Origin of the sequence: Wenzhouxiangella psychrophila (genome assembly GCF_042310375.1) — a bacterium.
GTDB lineage: Bacteria > Pseudomonadota > Gammaproteobacteria > Xanthomonadales > Wenzhouxiangellaceae > Wenzhouxiangella.
In genome coordinates this window covers 75777-97526 of record NZ_JBHJMQ010000012.1, presented here as the reverse complement: position 1 = coordinate 97526, position 21750 = coordinate 75777, and the positions used below count along the sequence as shown (strand labels likewise).

Sequence of the window (21750 nt, the reverse complement as noted above, 5' to 3'; positions counted from 1 at the left end):
CGAAAAAGGCCGCTCCAAAGCGGCCTTTTCCCGATCTCTTGATTCATTCCGGCAATCAGTCGAGTGACCACAGCGCGGTGAACTCGGGCACGGGCATGGCTTTGAGGGCGTCGAAGCGTTCGGTTGCCGTCATGATGGCGCCGGCCTGGCGGGCCGAGAGCTGGCCGGAAACGGCGCGCTCGAACTTGTCCTCGAGCAGCGGAATGCCCTCCTCGCGGCGGCGACGGTGGCCAACCGGGTAGTCAATGGAGACCTCGTCGGTGCTCGAGCCATCCTTGAAGAATACCTGAACCGAGTTGCCGATAGCGCGCTTGTCCGGGTCAAAGTATTCCTCGGTGAAACGCGGATTCTCCTTGACCGTCATCTTCTCGCGCAGTTCGTCGATGCGCGGATCGGCGGCCACCTCGTCGCGGTAGGAGTCGGCCGTCAACTCGCCGAAGATCAGCGGTGCGGCAACCATGTACTGCAGGCAGTGGTCGCGGTCGGCGTAGTTGTTGAGCGGGCCGGTCTTATCGATGATGCGGCAGCCGGCTTCCTGGGTTTCGAGCTCGATGCGTTCGATCTCGTCAAGACGATCCTTGACCTCGTCGTGCAACTTATAGGCGCACTCCACCGCGGTTTGGGCATGGAACTCGGCGGGGAAGGAAATCTTGAACAGTACCTGCTCCATCACGTAGCTACCCAGCTCGCGCTCGAGCACCAGGTCGTTGCCCTTGAACAGTACGTCCTGGAAGCCCCAGCCCTTGGCGGTCAGCGCCGAGGGGTAGCCGATTTCGCCCTTGAGCGTAATCAGCGCCAGCTGCACGGCGCGGCGGCAGGCGTCACCCGCGGCCCAGCTCTTGCGCGGGCCGGTATTGGGGGCGTGGCGGTAGGTGCGCAGCGCGCCGCCGTCGATCCAGGCCTGGCTGACGGCGTTGACCACGTCGTCGCGGTCGCCGCCGAGCATCTTCGTGACCACCGCGGTAGACGCGACGCGCACCAGCAGCACGTGGTCGAGCCCGACGCGGTTGAAGCTGTTCTTGAGCGCCAGGATGCCCTGAACTTCGTGGGCCTTGATCATGGCCTCCAGCACCGCTTCGATCTTGAGTGGCTCACCGCCTTCGGACACGTTGCGGCGCGAGACGTAGTCGGCCACGGCCAGGATCGCGCCCAGGTTGTCCGAGGGGTGACCCCACTCGGCGGCCAGCCAGGTGTCGTTGAAGTCGAGATAGCGCACCAGCACGCCGATGTTGAAGGCCGCCTGGACGGGATCGAGCTTGTAGGGCGTGCCGGGAACGCTAGACCCATTTTCCAGCTCCATGCCCGGCACGACGGGACCGAGCAACTTGACGCACTCGGGGAACTTCAGCGCCAGCATCGAGCAGGCCAGGGAATCCTTGAGGCAGTAGTGCGCCGTCTCCCAGGCTTCGCTGGAGGTGATGTCATAGTCGACGACGTAGTCGGCGATGTCCTGAATCAGCTGGTCCGGGTCCGGGCGCGTCGCCGAACGAATATCGATCTCACCACTCATGGTGCGGGCTCCTGATGGTTGTGCGGAAAGCCGGCCATTTTAGCGCATTGCGGCCTGGGTGCCGAAGGGTCTCGCGCAGAGCCGCCGAGCGGCAGAGACGCAAAGAACGCGAAGAAAAACCATGGAACCAGGGAAAACACGGAAGAGCACGGAAAAAGCTCTTTTGATCGAACTTGCTCTTTCCGTGAGCTTCCGTGTCTTCCGTGGTTAAAGGTTCAATCTTTTGAAGTTTTTTCTACGGTCCTTCGCGCTCCTAGCGTCTTCGCGGTTAATGCTTCTATTGTTTCCTCTGCGTACTCTGCGGCTCTGCGTGAGACAGAACGACACGCGATCACACGGATGCAGCCCAGGCAGCGAGGTCCTGGCGGCGGATCTTGGCGTTGTGGCGGATATCGACGGGGAAGGACTTGTGGAACAGCACGCGCCGAATTTCTCGGGTGAGCCAGTCGCGGGAGAGCACTTCGCGCACGGCCCGCTCGACCGCGGCCTGGTCAGCACCCGATTCAGGCTCGATGACAATCACCGGCTCCTGCCGACCCTTTTCACCGACGCCGACCAGCGCCGAGCGGAACACCCCCTCGATGGCGTTGACCGGGCCCTCGACGCACTCGGTGAACAACGTACCCTCGGGGGCGACCACGCGCTCGGACTTGCGGCCGCAGAACCACAGACGGCCCTCGTCATCCTGCCAGCCCAGGTCGCCCATGCGGTGCCAGGTTCGGCCCCGGCTGTCGGTCATTTTCGCTTCCCGGGTCTGCTGCTCTCGCTTCCAGTAGGTATCGGTGACCGTGGGCCCGACCACGCAGATCTCGCCGATTTCGCCATCGGGAACCTCACCGGCGTACTCGGTCAGGTCGATGGAATCGTCGGAAATCGGGATGATGCGCACTTCGTTGGCCGCCAGCGGCCGGCCGATGCAGATGCCCTTGCCCGAGCGATTGCCGTCGGACAGTTCGCCGACGAGTTCGCGGCCGGCCACGGTGGCCACCGGCAGGGCCTCGGTCGCCCCGTAGGGCGTATGGATATCCGACCAGGGATCGAGCGCACCGTGCATGCGCTCGATGACGCTCGGCGGTACCGGCGCGCCGGCCGACAGGGCACGGCGCACGCCCGGAATCCGGATGTTGTGCTTCTCCAGGTGACGGCTGAGCGTGTCCATCAGCGCCGGCGAGCCGAACAGGTGGGTCACGCCGTAGGTCTCGATCAGGCTGACCAGCATGTCCGGGTCGGCCTGGGCCGGACGGGTGAAGTCCATGATCGGGATGACCGAGGTCATGCCCAGTGCCGGGTCGAACAGCGCGAACGGCGGAAAGGTCGGCAGGTCGACTTCCCCCGGGCTGATGCCGAAGGTCTCGCGCAGCAGCTCGACCTGGGCGGCAAACATGCGGTGGCGATAGACCACGCCCTTGGGAATGCCGGTCGAGCCGGAGGTGAACAGGATGGCGGCATCGTCGTCGGCATCGACCTCCGGGGGCTCGAAATCCTCCACTCCGGCCGACAGCAAGTCAGAATACTTCAGCCCCACCCAGAACGGTCGCGGGCCCACGGTGACGGTCCGCCGAATGCTGCCGCGCGCCCAGCCCAGCACCATGCGCGCGATCTGCGCGCGGGTCACGCCGATAAACACTTCCGGCTCGGCTTCGGCCAGGCAGGTCTTGAGCGGCTTCAGGCCGATGCCGGGGTCGACCAGGATCGGCACGGCCCCGGCCTTGAACAGCGCGAAGAACAAAGCGAAGAATTCCAGCGAGGGGGGCACCATGAAGGCCACGCGCGTGCCCTTGCCGATGCCCTTGGCCTGCAGCCCGGCGGCCAGTCGATCGGTCAACTCGTCGAGTTCGCGATACGTCCAGCGGCGGTCGACCCAGCCGTCGGCCGAGCGCTTGATGGGCATGATCAACGCAATGGCCTCGGGCTGCGCCTCGGCTTGTCGCGTCAGGGCGTGGGCGATGTTGATGGGCTGTTCAGAGGCCATGAGTCAGCAAGAAATCAAAATCTATTTGTCCACAGATAAACACAGATGAAAAACTGTGTTACTCGAGTGTTTGACTGTTGCCTTAGTGCCAGGCTTCCCACGTTGGGAGTTGCTAGCACCAATGAGCATCCAGCCAAGCATTTCGTAGCAGGTTGGCCGTTTCTGTCATTCGTATTTCGGTAATTGGAATTTGTTTGATATTTGGTGCTTGGAATTTGAGATTTTCGGCGCCGGATGAATGGTTGAGCGGACGAGTTGCCCAATCCCTGGTTATCGGCACACCAAATCTGTGTTTATCTGTGTTCATCTGTGGACACAATTCTTTTCTTTCACTGGCCGAGAAACTGCCGAATACCCGCTACGACCCGCTCGGGAGCATCTTCGAGGACGTAGTGGCCGGCATCCTCGAGGTACTCGATCTCGGCCTGCGGCCAGATCTTGCGCCATAGGTCGAGCACGCGGTCGTCGAAGACGAAATCCTTCGCGCCCCAGATGAAGCGGATGGGCTTGTCGGCCAGGCGGTCGAGATGTTTCTCGGTGTCGGCCAGTACCGGCCAGGCCCGGTCTGATTCCTTCAGTGGAATATCCTGCACGAAACGCAGCGTGGCGAGTCGGCGACTCGGGCTACCGCGATACGGGGCGGTCAGCCCGCGCGCCACTTCACGATCGAGCCTCGTGGCTGTAGCCAGTCGCGTCGCCATTCCGGAGAAAGCGTTGAACCGGTTGATCAGGAAACCGCCCGGTCCGGTGCGCGCGAACTTCAGCGCGAAAGGCAGCGGTTCATCTTCCGGAATGGTGAAGGCCCAGGTGTTGAGCAGCACGATGCGCCGCACACGCTCGGGGTTCTCCACGGCCCAGGCCATGGCGATCGCCCCGCCCCAGTCGTGCACAACCAGGTCGATCTCGCGCTCCGGCTCGACCTCGTCGAGCCAGTGCCCGAAGTCCGCGACCCGGCTGGCCATGGTGTAATCGTAGCCGGACTCTTCCGGACGATCCGACAGGCCCATGCCGACATGATCCGGCGCCAGGCAACGAAACTCGCCCTTCAATGCGTTGATGACATTGCGGTAATAGAACGACCAGGTCGGATTGCCGTGCACCATCACCACCGGCTGCCCCTCCAGCGGCCCCTCGTCCACGTAGTGCATGCGGTGGCCGGCCGACTGGAAATGGTAGTGGCTTTCGAAGGGAAAGAGTTTTTCGGATACCACGGGCATTCGCTTGCCTTTGTTGGCTAGTTTGCTGGTTGGCTAGTTGGCTGGTTCCGGCAATAACAAGCTAACCAGCCAACCAGATAACAAGCCAACGCGTTTACCAAACGACCTCGGCCATGCAGCAATTCAGGCCCGAGCCGATCCCCATCAGGGCGACCTTGTCGCCGCGCTGGACGCGGTTTTCGTCGACGATCTTGCTCAACACCGTCGGAATGGAGGCCGGACCGATATTTCCGAATTTCGGGAAGATGCGATAGACGCGTTCGGGTTCGACGCCGAAGGCGCGGATAAAGGCTTCGGTGTGCACACGCGAGACCTGGTGGATGACGACATGGTCGAGTTCGTTGGCTACCCAGCCAAGCACCTGGCGGGCGGTGGAATAGGTAGCACCGGCCAGCTTCATGCCCTCGCGCAGAAGGCTCCTGGTGTCGGTCCACATCTGGTGATTGTAGCCGCGGCAAAGGTTGTTGAACTCGGTCGCCGCACGCGAGACCCCGCCCTTGTACTGGTGTCCCTCGGGTTCGAGATCGCCGCGGGACATGATCATGGCTGCCGCGCCGGAGCCCAGGGTCAGGCTGGCGAACTCGCTCTTGAACTGCTTGCGCGTTACCTTGGGCTGGAGCAGGCGCTCGATCGTGGTGTCGTTGATTTCGCGACTGTTCTCGGCATTGACGATCAACGCGTAGTCGATCTCACCGCGGTCGAGCATGTGCGCCGCAATGTTCATGCCATTGATGAAGGCCAGGCAGGCATTGCCGACATCGAAGCTTTCGCAGGTATTGGCCAGCTTGAGGTTGCCGTGCACCATGCAGGCCGTCGACGGCTCGAGAAAGTCGCGCGAAACCGAAGTGTTGATCAGGATGCCGACGCGGTCGGGATCAATGTCAGCCCGTGCCAGTGCCTTCTCGGCCGCCATGGTCGCCGCCTCGGAAGGCAGTACACCCTCGTCCCAGAAACGGCGCTCTTCAATGCCGGCCAGGTCGATCAAGGGGTTACCCCTTACGTGCAGTTTCTTGAGCGTACGTGCAGTTTCTTGAGCGTGGGCGCGAGCCGATCGCGAATCTCGGCACTGGTTACCGTGTGCGGGGCATCCACCGAGGCCACCGACTTGATGACGACATTGTCAAACAGCATTAATCTCTTTCCTGGCCGCGAATTCGAGGCAGTTTCGTTGGGTTAACAAGTTATTATACCGTGAAATGATGAGTGGGACCTTCATTTGAGCACCCGGGCCGAAGCAGCGCTGGCAACACGCATCACCCGCGCCGCGACCGCGCTGCGCGAGGCCGAACAACCCCTGCGCATTCTGGGACTTCTGGCCTGGCCGCTGTCGGTACGCGATCGCTTCCTCGATGCCGGCGCACGGGAACTGCCCCGGGTCGAATACCCGCCCGTCGATACTGGCAGTGTCCGACAAGCCCTGGACACGGCCCGCCCCCTGATTGCCGAAAGCGGCCCGGCCCGCGAGTGGCTGGAGCGCATTGCCGGACGTCTCGACCTCGCCAATCGCATGGTCGACAGCCTCGGCAAGCCGGAATTCTTCGCCGTATCGCGCGAGCTCTACGGTGCCCCTGACGAAGCCCTGCCCGACTCTACCGACAGCCCGCTGCAGCTCGCTCGCCGCCTGCGGGGTATCATCGACCAGCTCGACCACATCGACCTCGGTACGCCGGCCGACGCCAGCGCCACGGATCAGGAAGTGGCCCGGCGCATGAGTGCAGCCGTGCTGCGCTTCTTTGGCGACCAGGCGCCAGACGTCGAGATCGTCGATTCGCTTTCGGCCAACGCCACCGCCGGTGCCGACCGCATCAGAATCCGGGCCGGCGCACGCTTCACCGATCGCGACGTGGACCAGCTCATCCACCATGAGGCCGGAATTCACGTCTCCACTGCCCTTAACGGCCGCGCCCAGACCGAACTGCCCATTCTTGCCGCCAGTCACCCCGGAACAACTCGAACCCAGGAAGGCCTGGCCGTATTTGCCGAGTTCATCACCGGCGGCATGGACATCGACCGACTCGGCCGCCTGACCGACCGCGTGCTGGCCATCCAGATGGCCGTCGAGGGCGCCGATTTCATCGAAGTCTACAGCCACTTCCTGGAGCAGGGGGAAGCCGCGGCAGAGAGACAGAGCAATCGGCCGAGCCTGCGGGCGCTTCAATGCACCGCTTTTGAACAGGCCCGGCGCGTTTTTCGTGGCGGGGTACTCACGGGCGGCGCACCGTTCACCAAGGACGTCGTCTACCTCGACGGCCTGTTGCGGGTGCACGATTTCCTGCGTTCGCTGGTGGCCGCCGGCCGCGTCGACATCCTGCAGTTGCTGTTCTGCGGCAAGCTCTCGCTGGCCGATATCCCGGTGCTGTGCGAGCTGGCCGAAATGGGGCTGCTCAAGGCACCGAAGTTCCTTCCCCCTTGGGCCACCGACCGGCGTTTCCTGGTCAGTTACCTGGCGTATTCAGGCTTTCTGGGGCGGGTGCGAATCGGGCGCGTGCACGAACGCTACGCCGAGGTACTGGCCACCGCTCCGGTGGCGAAATTTTCCTGAGCTCAGCCTCGGCGTCGGCGCGGCATCATGCGCGTAATCAGGGAACGCAGGGCGAGCGGCCGAATCGGCTTGTGCAAAAATTCGCAACCAGCGCGTCGGGCGGCCTGCCGCACCTCGGCGGCGTGATCGGCGCTGATGAGGATGGCCGGGCTGCCGCAACCGGCCTCGCGCAGCGAATCGAGCAGCTCGAGACCGGTGCGCCCTTCGTCGAGATGGTAATCGACGATCAGCAGCTCAGGCTCGAACTGCCCGGCGGCCGCCTGGGCCTGCTCGGCATTGCTCGCCACCCGCACCTCGAACCCCCAGCCCGAAACCAGGGTATCGAGCGACCCCAGCATGGCCGCCTCGTTGTCGACGATCAACACGCGACCGGTACCCGGCTCGCTGCGGGCGGCGGTCCGCGAAGGCGCGCTTTGTACTGGCTCGGCACGGGGGACCCGCACGCCGAAGACCGTACCTCGACCCGGTTCACTCGTCAGCTCGATATCGTGGCCGAGCAATCGGGCCATGCGCTCGGCGATCGCCAGGCCCAGGCCCAGACCCGGGGCGTGCTGGCGATCACCCAGGCGGCGGAATTCCTCGAAGATCACCGCCTGGTCATCGGCCGTAATGCCCGGCCCGGTATCCCAGATGCCGATCAGGATCTGGTCGCCACGCCGACGGCAGCCGATCAAGACCCGCCCGTGGCGCGTATACCGCACGGCGTTGGACAGAAAGTTCTGCAGAATGCGCCGTAGCAACTGCGGGTCGGTTTCCACCCAGACCCGGGTGTCGACGCATTCGAGCCCCAGGCCGCGCTCGCGCGCCAGCACCGTGAATTCACCCTGCAGCTGGGAAAACAGTTCGCCCAGTGGGAAGCGGCTACGCCGGGGCTCCATCCCGCCGGCATCCAGCCGCGAGATGTCGAGCAGGCCCTCGATGAGATCCTCCGTGGCGCCCAGAGCGCCGGAAATCTGGTCCAGCGACTTGCGCGATCGCTCGTCGTTGACTCGTCCGGACAGGGCATGAGTCAGCAGTTGCGCGGCATTGAGCGGCTGCACCAGGTCGTGGCTGACCGCGGCCAGGAAGCGCGTCTTGGCCTCGCTGGCGCGCTCGGCGTCGACTTTGGCCTGCTCGAGTTCATGCGTCCGGTCGGCCACGCGCTGTTCGAGCGTTTCATTGATGCGCCTGAGTTCCTCCTCGGCGTTTCGGAAGGCAGTGACGTCGGTGAAGGTGGCCACGAACCCCCCACCGGGCATGGGGTTGCCGCGGATCTCGATGATGCGTCCATCCGGCCAGGGCCGCTCGATTCGATGCCGCGTACCGGCACGCTTGTGCGCGATCCGCCGCTGGATCTTGCGCTCGATGTCCCCGCCCCCCATCAAACCGGATTCGGCATTGTGACGCAGGAGGTCGGCCACCGGCCGGCCGAGGCGGATCAATTCCTCGGGATAGTCGAACAGGGCCAGGTAGGCGCTGTTCCAGGCCACCAGGCGCATGTCCTGGTCGACGACACACACGCCCTGGCTCATATTCTCCAGCGCGCCCGAAAGGACTTCGCGGCTGAATCGCGCCTGTTCGGCCGCCTGGCCGACCAGGTCGGCAACCGTATCCAGCGGCGCGGGTGTGCGGCGACGCGCGGCATCGAGCAGCAACCTCGCAGAAGCTGAACCCACCACGGCGGCAAGCTCGTGCTCCAGGCGAGCGGCGAGGCTGCGGGCATCGCTGCTTCCGGCAAACAAGGTTGCCAATTGCTCTTCCGGTAGAAAACGCTCGGCGAGGCGATACAGAATGTCCGGGCGCATCGGATCGTCCTCGGCGATATCACGCCCGGGCGCGGCGTCAAGCCGCACGCCGATCAGGGTCACCGTCAGGTTGACCGCCAGGCTGGCGACCACGGCACGCGTCAGGGGCGAAAATCCGGCCATGCCGAACAGGTTTTCGGGCGCCAGCCAGGTCAGCCCCAGCGGGCCGGTACTCATCCAGTCGCCCTGGACGCCGAAACCGGTCAGCAGCAGCGGCAGGAACAGGACATAGGCCCAGGCCGCCACGCCGAAGACGATGCCGGCCAGTATGGCCCTCGCGGACAGGCCGGGCCGGTAGACGGCCAAAACCACGGCCGGCCCGAGCTGGGCCAGGCCGGAAAAGGACAGCGCCCCGATGTCGGCCAGGGCATCGGCAACACCGATCGAGCGACTGTAGACGTAGGCCAGCAAAAGCACCACCACGATACCCAGCCGGCGCTGCTGGCGAACCGGAATCCCCAGTTCGCTCACCCGGCCCCAGTGGCGATTGAGCAGGGCCGGTGTCAGCCAGTGGTTGCCGATCATGATCGACAGGGTCAGGCTGGCCAGGATGACCATCGAGGTCGCCGCGCTCAATCCACCCAGGAACGCCAACAGCGCCAGGCCGTTCTGGCCCTCGCCCAGCGGCAGCATCAGCACGTAAAGATCGGGCGTGACCACGCCCTCGAGCAGGGCGTTGCCCGCTCGCGCGAGCGGAAGAATGGGGAGGCTGATCAGCACCAGAAACAGCGGAAACAGCCAGCGCGCGACGCGCAAGTGACGCTCCTGACGGCACTCGACCACACCGATGTGGAACTGATGCGGCAGCGTGAACATGGCGAGCGCACCAAGCAGGGTCAGGGTCAGAAAGGAATCCAGGTTCGAGAATTCCGGCGACGGCGCCTGCCGGGCGAATTCCCCCGGGCCGGAGAACAGGCCGAAGATCACGAACCCCCCCAGGGCCAGCATGGCAGCGAGCTTGAGCAGTGACTCGAAGCCCATGGCCAGTACCAGCCCCCGGTTGTGCTCCGTGGCTGCCGCGCGTCGCGTACCGAAGAGCATGGCGAACACCGCCATGATGAGTGCCGCGTAGAACGCCAGGTCCTGCCAGGCGGCTGAATCTGCCGCCACGCGACCGTGAATGGCCTCGAAGCTCATCGCCACCGCCTGAAGCTGCAGCGAAATGTAGGGCACGAGGCCGATGACGGCCACCCCGGTTACCGCCGCCGCCAGCATCGACGACTTGCCGAAGCGCGTGGCGATGAAGTCGGCGATGCTGGTGGCATTGGTTGCCTTGCTCAGCGCCACCAGGCGCCGCAGGAAGGGAAAGAAAACGACGAACAGCACGATGGTGCCGACGAAGGTCGGCGGAATGGGCCAGCCCGAACGAGCCGCCTGGGTGGTGGTGCCGTAGAAGGTCCAGGCCGTGCAGTAGACCGCAAGGGACAGGGAGTAGACCACCGGCCACAATTTCTGCCAGCGCGCCTGGGAACGCTCACCGAACAGGGCGACGGCAAACAGCAGGCCCAGCCAGGCCAGCCCGGCGGCAACAAGCGTCAGCGTCGACACGGCTCTTTCCGCAAAGAAAGGGAGAAGTTCATGTGAAACAGTTTAAGGGCTCAGTCACAACGGATTTGCAGCACCTAACCCGTTTCGGTCATTCGAATTTCGATCATTAGAATTTGTTTGAGATTTGGTGCTTGGTGCTTCGAATTTGTGATGCTCGATTCAACTCCCAAAAATAAAACCTTCGGGTACGTAGGATTGCCCCCCGAAAAAGAAGGGCCGGCAACCGCAGAACGGTTCCGGCCCAAAGAGGAGAGTCAAGCGAACGTCAGAAGTTGATGGTGCCGGTCAGCGTTACGGTGCGCGGCGGTCCGTAGAAGGCGTTCATCACACCCTCGAGTCCTAGCGTCGAAGCACTGCCGTCCGGCGTGGCGAACACGTAACCGGAGGTCTTGTACTGCTCGTCGCCGAGGTTGCGCCCGTGCAGGCCGATTTCGTAGCGACCGTCGTTGCGCTTCCACACCAGGTGCAGGTCGTAGAGCGAATAGGCTTCCTGGTCCAGGAATTCGGAGGGGACCTCGAACTGGTTGGTCTTGCCGCGATAGGACCAGGCGCCGATGACCGAGAACAGGCCTTCGCTGCCGAACAACGCCATGGGCGTGTCGTAGCGCATGTTCAAGTGACCGGTCCAGTCCGGCGTGTTCTGGAAGACGCGCTGGTCGGAGACATCCTCGAGCGCGGTCTCGCCGGTAGCGGGGTTCGTGACCGAGGTAATAAACTCGTCGTACTCGGCGTCGATGTACCCCAGGGTCAGCATGCTCGTCAGGGCATCGCCCTGGGTGGCCAGGTTGCGGCCCAGCAGGGCGTTCATTTCCAGCTCCACGCCCTGGACGGTGGCTTCACCGGCATTGGTCGTGACACCGGCAAAGGTGTCGGAAACACCGTCACCGTCGGTGTCCACCCCGATCGAGCCCGGTACCTGGATATCGGTGTAGTCGCTGTAGAAAAACGCCAGGCTCGTGTTGACGCGGCCGTCGGCGAACGAAGACTTGGCGCCGATCTCGTAGGTGTCGACCGTTTCGGGCTCGAAGCGCATGAACTCGAAGACCTCGTCTTCACTGACGGTGCCGTCACCGTTGAAGTCCGGTGCTGCGCTCGTCAACCCGCGCGGGTCGAAGCTGCCGCCCTTGAAGCCCTGACTCCAGGAAACATAGAGATTGTGCTGGTCAGTCGGCTGCCAGGCCAGGCTTGCGCGGGGCGTGAACTCCGAAAACGTGTCCGAGCCCTGGAAATCGGAATCGGTCGAGAGAATGGTCGGATCACCGCCGAAGTACGAGGACCGGCCGAGCATCGTCTGGCGCAGGACGCGCGAAGAGCGCTCGTCTTCCGTATAGCGACCGCCCACCGACAGCTCGAGCCCGGTATTCAGGTCGAGCATGCTGGCCAGATCGAAGCTCGCGTCGGCAAAGACCGACCAGGTTTCGGTATCGACATCACCCAGGGTGAAGGCATTGAGCCCGGGCAAATCGAGCACCTCGCCGGTCTGGAAGAGGCGCACGTCGAACGGCCCGAAGGCGTTGGCATCGAGATAGTACAAGCCGGCTACCCCGGTGACGTTTTCGCCGGTGAAGTTGAGCTGGAACTCCTGGCTGAACTGCTCGTTGTCATAGATCGTGGCCACATCCAGGTCCACCGGGGGCAACGCCTCGAAGTCGATCTGGTTGATGGTCTCGTCGGCGCGCCAGGCGGTGATGCTCTTGAACAGCCAGCTGGGATTGATGTCGTATTCGACCAGCAGGCTCAGCCCTTCCTGTTCGGTCTCGTTCTCGCCCTGCATGCCGCCGCGGGAATCGTAGACGTCGTCAAGCACGGGGGCGCCCGAGAACAGGCCCGGGATCAGGCGGTGGCCGCCCACCGGGTTGGAATCGTCCTTGTAGTAATCGCCCGACAGGCGAACGAACAGGTTGTAGCTCGGCGTCCACTCCATGCTGGCGCGCGCCGCCATGACTTCCTTGTTGTAGTTCTCGAGGCCCGTGGTCAGGTTCTTGCCGAAACCGTCGCGATTGAACGTGGCCACGGCGCCACCGATGGCCAGCGTATCGCCGACCGGTGTCTCGCCCTTGACCACCAGGTCGGCCTGGGAGTAGCTGCCCACGCTGGCGCGAACGCTGGCCGAGGGCTCGCGGCCCAGGCGCTTGGTGACGTACTTGACCGCACCGCCGATGGTGTTGCGACCGTAGAGGGTGCCCTGCGGTCCGCGCAGCACCTCGATGCGCTGCACGTCGTAAACATCGAGCACGGCCCCCTGCGGGCGATTTAGGTAGACGTCGTCAACGTAGATACCCACACCGGCCTCGAAACCGGCGACCGGATCCTGCTGCCCGATACCGCGAATGAAAGCGGTCAGCGTGTTGCTGGTACCCCTGGAGACTTCCAGGGTGGTGTTGGGCACGACCTGGTTCAGGTAGGTAATGTCCTGCGCACCCGAGTCCTCAAGACCTTCCCCGGTGATCGCAGTCATCGAGATCGGCACATCACGCAGGTTTTCCTCGCGACGCCGGGCCGTGACCTCCAGGTTGCCCAGTTCGGCGGACTCCTCGGCAGCCTCGTTTTCGTTGTCATCGGATTCGGACTCATCGTCCTGGGCCAACGCTCCGGTGGTCATGGCCAGACCCAGCACGATCGCCAGGCTGAGCCTGGACAGCTTCAGCGATTTGTTGGACAGCTTCAGCGATTTCATTTGAACTCCCTTGGATAGACGAAAGCTTGCTCGCAGTCTTGGGTCGCCTGCAAATATCAGAGCGACCGACACGGCTTGCAGACTAGACAAGCTGCCCGGCCGTGTAACTTGTACCTTGGTACAGTTACGCACGGCAGCCGGCCTTGCCAACATGGCCGCGAATTCATGCGGATGCATCTACCATGCTCAGCCTGATCGGCCTGCTGGGCGGTCTCGCCCTGTTGATCGTACTCGTCATGCGCGGCATGAGCCTGTTCGTGGCAACTCCCCTGTGCGCCCTGCTGGTCGCATTGACCAGCAATATCGCCCTGCTGCCGCCACTGGCCGCCGAAGGCCAGGCCGATCTGGTCACCCAGTACATGGACGGATTTACCGGCTTTATCGCCTCCTGGTTCTTCGTGTTTCTGCTGGGGTCGCTGTTCGGCAAGCTGATGGAATCTTCCGGCGGCGCCGAGTCGGTCGCCCACTGGATCGTGCGCCGCCTGGGCACGAAGCAGGCCGCGCTCGCGGTGGTGCTGGCCTGCGCGGTTCTGACCTACGGCGGCGTAAGCCTGTTTGTCGTGGCATTCTCGGTATACCCCATGGCCCTGGCCCTGTTCCGCGACGCCGACCTGCCGCGGCGCTTCATTCCCGCCACTCTGGCCTTCGGCTCGGTGACCTTCACCATGACCTCGGCCGGATCACCCGAGATCCAGAACTGGATTCCCATCGAGCACCTCGGCACCGGTCCGCTGGCGGCCTGGCAGGCCAGCCTGGTGGTCGCCATCTTCATGGCCTCTACCGGCTACGTCTGGCTGCAGTGGATGCTCAAGCGCGCCGTCGAGCGCGGCGAAGTCTTCGAAGAGCGCGACGCCGACCCCGAGAGCGGCCGAGAGGATCTCCCCAACCCGATACTCGCCCTGGTCCCCCTGATGCTCGTGCTGGGTTTTTCCTTCACCCTGCACGACCACCTGGGTATTTCCGCGCTGATCGTGGCGCTACTGGCGGGCTGCATCGGCGCGGCGGCCATCAACCTGCGTCACCTGCACGAGCCCGGCCAGGCGCTGACAGAGGGCGGCGTGGGCGCACTGGTCGCCATCGGCAACACGGCCGCCGTGGTCGGCTTCGGCACGGTCGCCAAGGTATCGCCGGCCTTCGACGCCGCGGTGGTGTGGGTCACCGGCTTGCCGGGCAACGGCCTGGTCAGTGCCGCCATCGCCGTTTCGGCGATCGCCGCCATGACCGGCTCGGCCTCCGGCGGCCAGGCCATCGCCCTGCCCATCCTCGGACCGCACTACGTCGATGCCGGCGTCGATCCCGATCAGCTGCATCGCGTCGTCTCGATCTCCTCGGGCGCGCTCGATTCGCTGCCGCACAACGGCTACGTGGTCACCACCATCCGCGCTATCTGCAACGAGACCCACTCGGCCGCCTACCCGGCCATGGGGGCACTGACCGTGCTGATTCCGGTCGCCGGCCTGGTTCTCTGCCTGGGGCTGTTCGCGATGGGTCTGTGACCTTGCTTACGGGCATGCGGCTGGGACGGGCCGAGTACAGCGGGATGATCCGCTGAGGGCCTCGCCACGCATCGAACTGAGGCGGATTCACCCCGGCCCGGCCGGACCCCCGAGTACCCCGAACGCCGCCTGGCCGGCAGACAGCCGCAGCGACCTTGCGCTATCATGCCGGGTCGCTGCCGCGGCGGCATTCCGAATCAAAAGCAGGGACTGACATCGTGAGCAATTACGACAACTCGGCGGCGACGACCGCCCAGCGCAACTGGTTTACCCGCTTCCTGGACGTCGTCGAGTGGCTCGGCAACCTCCTGCCCCACCCGGTCACGCTTTTCGCCATCCTGGCCACCGCCATGGTGTTCCTTTCGGGTTTGTTCGGGTGGCTCGGCGTGAGCGTGGAAGACCCGCGGCCGAGTGCCGGCGTCGGGGCCACCATCGAGGCGGTCAGCCTGCTCAACGCCGAGGGACTGCGCCGGATTCTCGGCGGCCTGGTCGACAACTTCGTCAACTTCGCGCCCCTTGGCGTGGTGCTGGTGGCCATGCTCGGCGTGGGCGTAGCCGAGAAGTCCGGCCTCCTGTCAGCCCTGGTGCGCGGCATCGTGCTCTCGGCGCCGAAGCACGTGGTCACCGTCGCCGTCGTCTTCGCCGGCGTGCTGTCCAATACGGCGTCCGAAATGGGCTACGTGGTGCTGGTACCGCTAGGCGGCGCTATCTTCCTGGCACTTGGCCGACATCCCCTGGCCGGCATGGCCGCCGCCTTCGCCGGCGTCTCGGGCGGCTACAGCGCCAACCTGCTACTGGGCACCATCGATCCGCTGCTGGCCGGCATCACCGAGGAAGCCGCACAACTGATCGATCCCGGCTACACCGTCTACGCCACGGCAAGCTGGTATTTCATGATCGTGTCGACTTTCATGATCACGATCATCGGCTCGCTGGTAACGATCTTCATCGTCGAGCCCAAGCTCGGCGAATACGACGACTCCAACGCCGATCCTTCGGTGCTCGACAACAGTCAGATGCAGCCGCTGACCGGATCGGAAAAAAAGGGCCTGGGGACTGCCCTGTTTGCCACCGTCGCCGTGCTGGGGCTGATGGCCCTGCTGGTCGTTCCGGAAAACGGCGTACTACGAGATCCCGACGCCGGCGCGGACTTCCTGGAGTCCTCCGGTCCGTTCTTCGACTCGATCGTGGCCTGGATCTTCATCATCTTCCTGGTCGTTGGCTTCGCCTATGGCAAGGTCGTGGGCACGATGAAGAACGACCGCGACGTGATCGACGGCATGGCCTCGGCCATATCGACGCTCGGCCTGTATGTCGTGCTGGTGTTCTTTGCCGCGCAGTTCGTGGCCTTTTTCGGCTGGTCCAACCTCGGCCTGATCACGGCCGTGACCGGGGCCGACTTCCTGCAGAGCATCGGCCTGACCGGGCCATTCGTATTCGTGCTGTTCATCATCATGTGCGGCATCGTCAACCTGTCGCTGGGCTCGGCTTCGGCACAGTGGGCGGTCACCGCGCCGATCTTCGTGCCCATGCTGATGTTCATCGGCTATTCCCCCGAGGTCATCCAGACGGCCTACCGGATCGGTGATTCGACCACCAACATCATCACCCCGATGATGAGCTACTTCGGGCTGATCCTGGCCTGGGCGACGCGCTACGACAAGAAGTTCGGCATCGGCACCCTGATCGCCACCATGCTGCCCTATTCGATCTTCTACTTCATCGGCTGGAGCCTGCTGTTCCTGCTGTGGGTGTTCGGACTCGACCTGCCGGTCGGCCCGGGCTCGCCCACCTACTACGAAGCGCCGTGACCGACCGCCAGGCGGTCGAGCTGCGCTACGAGCGCTCCAGGCGCATGCTGGTGGTGAACTTCGACGACGGCGAGCAGTTCGAATTGCCGGCCGAGTACCTGCGCACCCACTCGCCCTCGGCCGAGGTCCGCGGCCACGGCTATTCGGAGCCGAAGCTCATGACCGGCAAGGAAGATGTCGATATCTCCGCGATCGAGCCGGTCGGCGGCTACGCCGTGCAGATCACCTTCGACGACGGCCACGATTCCGGCATCTATTCATGGTCTTTCCTTTATGATCTAGGAGAGAACATGGATTCAAATCTCGACCGCTACAGGCAACGGCTGAGCGAAGCGGGCCTCGAATAGATTCAATGGGTTCGGGCTCCCGAACCCGGAACCCCGAACACCTTTTTGAATTTGAGAAAACGATGACCGATTTCGGCTACCGCGACGTATCACCCGAGGAGAAGACGCAACTGGTCGGTCGAGTCTTTTCGTCGGTGGCCAGGCGCTACGACCTGATGAACGACCTGATGAGCCTCGGGATTCATCGGTTCTGGAAGCGGCACTTCGTGGCCACCTGCGGCATTCGCCCGGGCCACAAGTTGCTCGACCTGGCCGGCGGTACCGGCGATATTGCCCGGCTGGCGCGCGAGCGTGGCGCCGACGTGATCGTCGCCGACATCAACCGAGAAATGCTGGCCACCGGCCGCTCGCGCATGGACGCACTCGGGATCGTCAAGGGCCTGGAATGGATGCAGGTCAACGCCGAGGCCCTGCCGTTTTCCTCCAATCATTTCGATCATCTCACCATCGCCTTCGGCCTGCGCAACGTCACCTGGCGCGAGAAGGCCCTGGCCGAGATGCACCGGGTGCTCAAGCCCGGCGGCCGCGTTCACATACTGGAATTCTCGAAGGTCGGCCTGCCGGCGCTGGCAAAGGTCTACGACACCTGGTCCTTCCAGGTTCTTCCTCGTCTGGGGGCACAGATCGCCGGCGATGCCGAAAGCTACCAGTACCTGGCCGAATCGATCCGCCGCTTCCCCGACCAGCCTACGCTGGCCGAGCAGATGCGCGAGGCCGGCTTCGAGCGGGTGAACTGGTCGAACCTGTCCGGCGGCATCTGCGCGATCCACCGGGGTGCGAAGGTTTAGGACGTGAGCCGATACCTGACACCACTGCCGGGAATGCTGGCCACCGGCGTCGAACAGGCCGTCGCTCGCGCGGTGGCACTCGACGACAAAGCGCCTCAGCGACTCGCCCCGCTGAAGGACAAGCTCGTTCGGCTCGAGCTCAAGGGCCTGGGCATCGACCTGTATTTCCGCGGCCGCGAAGACACCCTGGGCGTCAGTGCCGAGGACGAGTCGACCCCGGACACCACCATCAGCGGCACGCCCGTGGCCCTGCTGGCCATGGCCGTGCCGGACTGGCGCGCACCCGGCAGCGGCGTGCGCATCGAAGGTGACGCCGGCACCGGCCAGGCCTTCGAAAAACTGCTCAAGCAACTCGACCCCGACTGGGAATCCATGTTCGTCGAACACTTCGGCCCGGTGGTCGGCCATCAGCTCTGGCGCATGCTCACCGAGGCCCGCGTCGGCGCCCGGCACGTGTCGACCACCGCGGCCGAGCAGGCCGCCCGCTTCCTGCGCGAGGAATCCGGTCTGCTCGTCACACGCGAGGAGGTCGACGCGTTCGTCCACGAGGTCGATGAGTTACGGGAAGCCGTCGATCGGCTCGAAGCACGTCTGCGCCGAAGGAACGAAGCGTGATCTCGCGCGCGCTTCGACTGACCAGCATTGCGCTGACGCTGGCGCGCTATCGCCTCGACGAGCTCCTGGTCGCCCTGCCGCCGTTGAGATTTGCCCGCGCGGTGCGCCTGCTGCCGTGGGGGCGCCGGCACGTGCGCGAACTCTCGCGCGGCGCGCGGCTGCGTCTGGCCCTGCAGGAACTGGGACCGATCTACGTCAAGTTCGGGCAGATTCTCTCCACCCGCCGCGACCTGCTCCCCGAGGACATCGCCGAAGACCTGGCTGGGCTGCAGGACGACGTCCCGCCGTTTCCGAGCGAGCAGGCGCGCGCCATCATCGAGCGCCAGCTCGGCGCACCCATCGCCGAATTGTTCGCTCAGTTCGACGACTCGCCCCTGGCTTCGGCATCCATCGCGCAAGTCCACGGTGCCCGCCTGAAGACCGGCGAGGCGGTTGTAGTCAAGGTCGTGCGACCGGGCATAGAGCTACAGATCCGACGCGACCTCGAACTGCTGCGTGCACTGGCGCGACTGGTTCGCCGCTACCATCCCGAGGGCGATCGCATCCGGCCCGACGATATCGTCTCCGAATTTCAGCGAGTTATCTATCGCGAACTGGACATGAAGGCGGAGGCGGCCAGCGCTTCGCTGCTCAAGCGGAATTTCGAGGGCTCCCGCGACCTCTACATCCCGGCTATTCACTGGCAAATGACCGCGCCGCGAGTGCTGGTGATGGAACGCGTCGAGGGCGTTCCGGTCAAGGACATTGCCGAACTCAAGCGCCGCGGCGTCAACCTCGAGCGCCTGGCCCGGCGCGGCATCCGCGTGTTCTACAGCCAGGTCTTCCGTGACAACCTGTTCCATGCCGACATGCATCCCGGCAACCTTCTGGTCGACACGACAAACCCACAGGACCCGACCTGGATCGCGCTGGATTTCGGCATCGTCGAAAGCCTGACGCCCGAAGACCTCTACTACATCGGTGAAAATTTCCTGGCCATCTTCAACCGCGACTACCGGCGCGTGGCGGAACTGCACGTTGAGGCCGGCTGGGTTCCGGCCGACACGCGCCTGGACGAACTGACGGCAGCTGTGCGGACGGTGGGCGAGCCCAACTTCACCCGCCCGCTGGAGGAAGTCTCGTTTGCCGAAATGGTGATCGAGCTGTTCTCGGTTGCTCGCCAGTTCAAGCTCACCCTGCAGCCACAGCTGATCATGCTGCAGAAAACACTTCTCAATATCGAGGGCATGGGCCGCGAACTGTATCCGCGGCTGAACATCTGGGACGTGGCCAAGCCGGAACTGGAAGCGATTTTCGCCGAACGCTACGGACTGCCGCGCACGGCCCGCCGCATGCTGAAAGAGATGCCGTCGTGGCTCGCCCGCGCGCCGGAACTACCCGGCCTGTTCCACGGCTTCCTCAAGACCACCGGCGAAGGTCGACTGCGCACGCGCATCGATTCGGAAGATCTCGAAAAGCTCGCCGACGAACTCGGACGCCACAACCGCCGCCTGCCGGGCGCCGTCTTCGCTGCCGGCCTCGTCGTCTCCGGCGCCGTGCTGGCCGGCTACCAGGTCGCCCCGCTGTGGGAAGGTCATTCGCTGCCAGGTGCCGTAGCGGTAACCGCCGGCTTCATACTGGGATGGTTGTGCTGGCGCGCCCGCTGAATCAACTTCGGCGAACGGCGCCGGAAGCTTCGCGGAACACCTCTGGTTCTATCTGGCTCTCATACCTGAACGCCGCGCTGGTGAGCTTACCGCCTTTCTCGAAGTCAAGTTCGATGGCCTTGGCCTTCTGAACGCGCTGGAGCATTTCCGCATCGAGCTGGAACTTCTCCTGGATCATCTCGTTGGTCACCGGAGGCATATGGTGCCTCCGATCCGGGCCACTGAACCGCACCTGGTTGTAGCGCGACCAGCCGATGATGACCAGCGCCGTGACGGCCACGACGATGGCATAGGCGGTCAGGGTCAATAGATAACCACTGCGCTCGGGGTCGAGCATGTAGTGTCGAAACGACTCCACGCCGAACCACCAGGCGCCGAGACTCAACAACGGCATGAACAGGTAGAACCAAAGGATCCAGGCCACCAGTGTGATCGCCGAGAAGAGGGCCCTGCGCCCGGACGGCTGAAGGTCCGGTCGATAGATGATTTCCGGATGCTCGGGCGAATAGCGCGTCATGGCCGCACCCCCCTGTCGGGACTGGTCCAGACAGCGCGCTCACCATGGCCTTTGACCAGAGCCTTGGGCAGGGCAACCACCGTGGTCAACATACTGATGACCCAGAACGCGAGCGGATACCAGATTACCCAGAAATAAACTCGCCAGAGGCCTCGTTCGTAACGGCTGTCGATGATCAGACTGACGGCGAACTGGAGCAGACAGGTCACACCGAGCACGATGCCGTTCCACTGCGGCAGGATCGACTCGACCCGCAATGTTTCGGGTATCGGCACGACAAAACCCAGGAAGTAGACCAGGAAGATAGTGGCCATCACATAGGCCCAGAGCACGCTGAGCGTGTATTCGGCCACCACCCCCCACATGCGGCGTTGGCGCCAGCGCAGGGCTTTCAGCCCATAGCGCAGAAGCACCTCCACACCACCCTGGGCCCAGCGGAGGCGCTGTTTCCACAGTCCCTTGAGGGTTTCGGGCATCAAGATCCAGCACAACGCGTTCGGCTCGTAGCGCACATCCCAGTGGTCAGCCTGCAACAGCCAGGTCACGTCGATGTCCTCGGTAACCATGTCGGTGTTCCAGTAGCGATTGCGGTGCAGGGCAGCCTTGCGATAACCGGAAACCACGCCCGACACGGTGAAAATCCGTCCATAAATACGCTGGGCACGCTTGATCAGGCCGATGATGGAAGAGAACTCGCCGACTTGCAGGCGACCAAGCATAGTCGATCGATTTCGAATGCGTGGGTTTCCCGTCACGGCGCCGACACGCGGGCCGTTCACGAAATGCCACATCATCCACTGCAACGCGGTCTTGCCGAGGATGGCATCACCGTCAACGCAAAATAGGAACTCGTGGCGTGAAGCAACCGCGGCCACGCGCAGGCCCATGGCCTTGCCCTGGTTGGATTTGAAGTGGATAACGCGCAGGTTGTCGTGACTGGCGGCCATTTCCTCGAGAATCTCACCGGTATCGTCCGTGCTGGCGTCGTTGACGGCAATGATCTCGAAACTTGGATAAGTCTGTTTGAAAAGCCACTCGAGCGTCTCGCGTACCTGGTCGCCCTCATTGTGGCAGGGCAGCAGAATGGAGCAGCCGGGATACTCGTCCAGTTCGGGCGGCTCCTCGGGTGAGCGCGTGATGCGCCGCTCCCAGTGGAAGTAATACCACACCCCACCGATCATCCACAGCCAGGCCATGAACAACGGGTAGAAGAACGCGAAGTTGAACAGCGTGGCCAGCACGCCGGTACTTTCACCCCAGGGCAACATCGATATATCCCC

16 protein-coding genes are annotated in these 21750 nt (G+C 63.8%); 7 read left to right on the top strand and 9 right to left on the bottom strand.

Annotated features, from left to right (window positions below; all coding sequences use genetic code 11):
- Nucleotides 1-55: 55 nt before the first annotated feature.
- From ACDC66_RS13915 to ACDC66_RS13895, 5 genes are all read right to left on the bottom strand, one after another.
- On the bottom strand, nt 56-1510 hold the full coding sequence (locus tag ACDC66_RS13915) for a bifunctional 2-methylcitrate dehydratase/aconitate hydratase (protein ID WP_376697337.1): 1455 nt from the start codon (nt 1508-1510) through the stop codon (nt 56-58).
- 331 nt (nt 1511-1841) lie between these two features.
- Entirely contained in the window at nt 1842-3482 is a 1641-nt protein-coding gene (locus ACDC66_RS13910; protein WP_376697336.1) for a fatty acid CoA ligase family protein, read from the bottom strand.
- A 329-nt stretch (nt 3483-3811) separates the two neighbouring features.
- A complete protein-coding gene (locus ACDC66_RS13905) occupies nt 3812-4699 on the bottom strand; it encodes an alpha/beta fold hydrolase (RefSeq protein WP_376697335.1) in 888 nt (295 codons plus the stop codon).
- A gap of 94 nt (nt 4700-4793) precedes the next feature.
- Nucleotides 4794-5684 (bottom strand): 3-oxoacyl-ACP synthase III, encoded by an 891-nt coding sequence (locus ACDC66_RS13900; RefSeq protein WP_376697334.1) that lies wholly within the window; start codon nt 5682-5684, stop codon nt 4794-4796.
- A gap of 11 nt (nt 5685-5695) precedes the next feature.
- Nucleotides 5696-5830 carry a hypothetical protein gene (locus ACDC66_RS13895; protein ID WP_376697333.1) on the bottom strand — a complete coding sequence of 45 codons (135 nt, stop codon included), beginning with the start codon at nt 5828-5830 and terminating at the stop codon, nt 5696-5698.
- A gap of 85 nt (nt 5831-5915) precedes the next feature.
- Here ACDC66_RS13895 and ACDC66_RS13890 point away from each other — a divergent pair, with 85 nt between their 5' ends.
- Nucleotides 5916-7241 carry a flavohemoglobin expression-modulating QEGLA motif protein gene (locus tag ACDC66_RS13890; protein WP_376697332.1) on the top strand — a complete coding sequence of 442 codons (1326 nt, stop codon included), beginning with the start codon at nt 5916-5918 and terminating at the stop codon, nt 7239-7241.
- 2 nt (nt 7242-7243) lie between these two features.
- Here ACDC66_RS13890 and ACDC66_RS13885 read toward each other — a convergent pair whose 3' ends face one another.
- Together ACDC66_RS13885 and ACDC66_RS13880 are read right to left on the bottom strand one after the other, a co-directional pair.
- On the bottom strand, nt 7244-10573 hold the full coding sequence (locus ACDC66_RS13885; protein WP_376697331.1) for a hybrid sensor histidine kinase/response regulator: 3330 nt from the start codon (nt 10571-10573) through the stop codon (nt 7244-7246).
- A gap of 265 nt (nt 10574-10838) precedes the next feature.
- Nucleotides 10839-13250 carry a TonB-dependent receptor gene (locus ACDC66_RS13880; RefSeq protein ID WP_376697330.1) on the bottom strand — a complete coding sequence of 804 codons (2412 nt, stop codon included), beginning with the start codon at nt 13248-13250 and terminating at the stop codon, nt 10839-10841.
- Nucleotides 13251-13432: 182 nt separating this feature from the next.
- Between ACDC66_RS13880 and ACDC66_RS13875 the strand changes: the two genes are divergently transcribed.
- The 6 genes from ACDC66_RS13875 to ubiB all read left to right on the top strand — a co-directional run bounded on the left by ACDC66_RS13875 (nt 13433) and on the right by ubiB (nt 19953).
- The gene (locus ACDC66_RS13875; protein ID WP_376697329.1) at nt 13433-14746 is read left to right on the top strand and encodes a GntP family permease; all 1314 of its coding nucleotides are present in this window, start codon (nt 13433-13435) and stop codon (nt 14744-14746) included.
- A gap of 218 nt (nt 14747-14964) precedes the next feature.
- Entirely contained in the window at nt 14965-16557 is a 1593-nt protein-coding gene (locus tag ACDC66_RS13870; protein ID WP_376697328.1) for an AbgT family transporter, read from the top strand.
- Nucleotides 16554-16904, top strand: coding sequence for a gamma-butyrobetaine hydroxylase family protein (locus tag ACDC66_RS13865; RefSeq protein ID WP_376697327.1), 351 nt, complete (start codon nt 16554-16556; stop codon nt 16902-16904). Before ACDC66_RS13870 ends, ACDC66_RS13865 begins: the two co-directional genes overlap by 4 nt.
- Nucleotides 16905-16966: 62 nt before the next feature.
- Nucleotides 16967-17692: a bifunctional demethylmenaquinone methyltransferase/2-methoxy-6-polyprenyl-1,4-benzoquinol methylase UbiE gene (gene ubiE / locus ACDC66_RS13860; protein WP_376697326.1), complete on the top strand. Its 726-nt coding sequence runs from the start codon at nt 16967-16969 to the stop codon at nt 17690-17692.
- Nucleotides 17693-17695: 3 nt separating this feature from the next.
- The gene (locus ACDC66_RS13855; RefSeq protein ID WP_376697325.1) at nt 17696-18307 is read left to right on the top strand and encodes a ubiquinone biosynthesis accessory factor UbiJ; all 612 of its coding nucleotides are present in this window, start codon (nt 17696-17698) and stop codon (nt 18305-18307) included.
- Nucleotides 18304-19953: a ubiquinone biosynthesis regulatory protein kinase UbiB gene (ubiB, locus tag ACDC66_RS13850; RefSeq protein WP_376697324.1), complete on the top strand. Its 1650-nt coding sequence runs from the start codon at nt 18304-18306 to the stop codon at nt 19951-19953. The genes ACDC66_RS13855 and ubiB overlap by 4 nt, the downstream gene beginning before the upstream one ends.
- Nucleotide 19954: 1 nt before the next feature.
- Here ubiB and pgaD read toward each other — a convergent pair whose 3' ends face one another.
- Nucleotides 19955-20470: a poly-beta-1,6-N-acetyl-D-glucosamine biosynthesis protein PgaD gene (gene pgaD, locus ACDC66_RS13845; protein ID WP_376697323.1), complete on the bottom strand. Its 516-nt coding sequence runs from the start codon at nt 20468-20470 to the stop codon at nt 19955-19957.
- Nucleotides 20467-21738: a poly-beta-1,6-N-acetyl-D-glucosamine synthase gene (pgaC, locus tag ACDC66_RS13840; protein WP_376697322.1), complete on the bottom strand. Its 1272-nt coding sequence runs from the start codon at nt 21736-21738 to the stop codon at nt 20467-20469. Before pgaC ends, pgaD begins: the two co-directional genes overlap by 4 nt.
- Between the last annotated feature and the right edge of the window lie 12 nt (nt 21739-21750).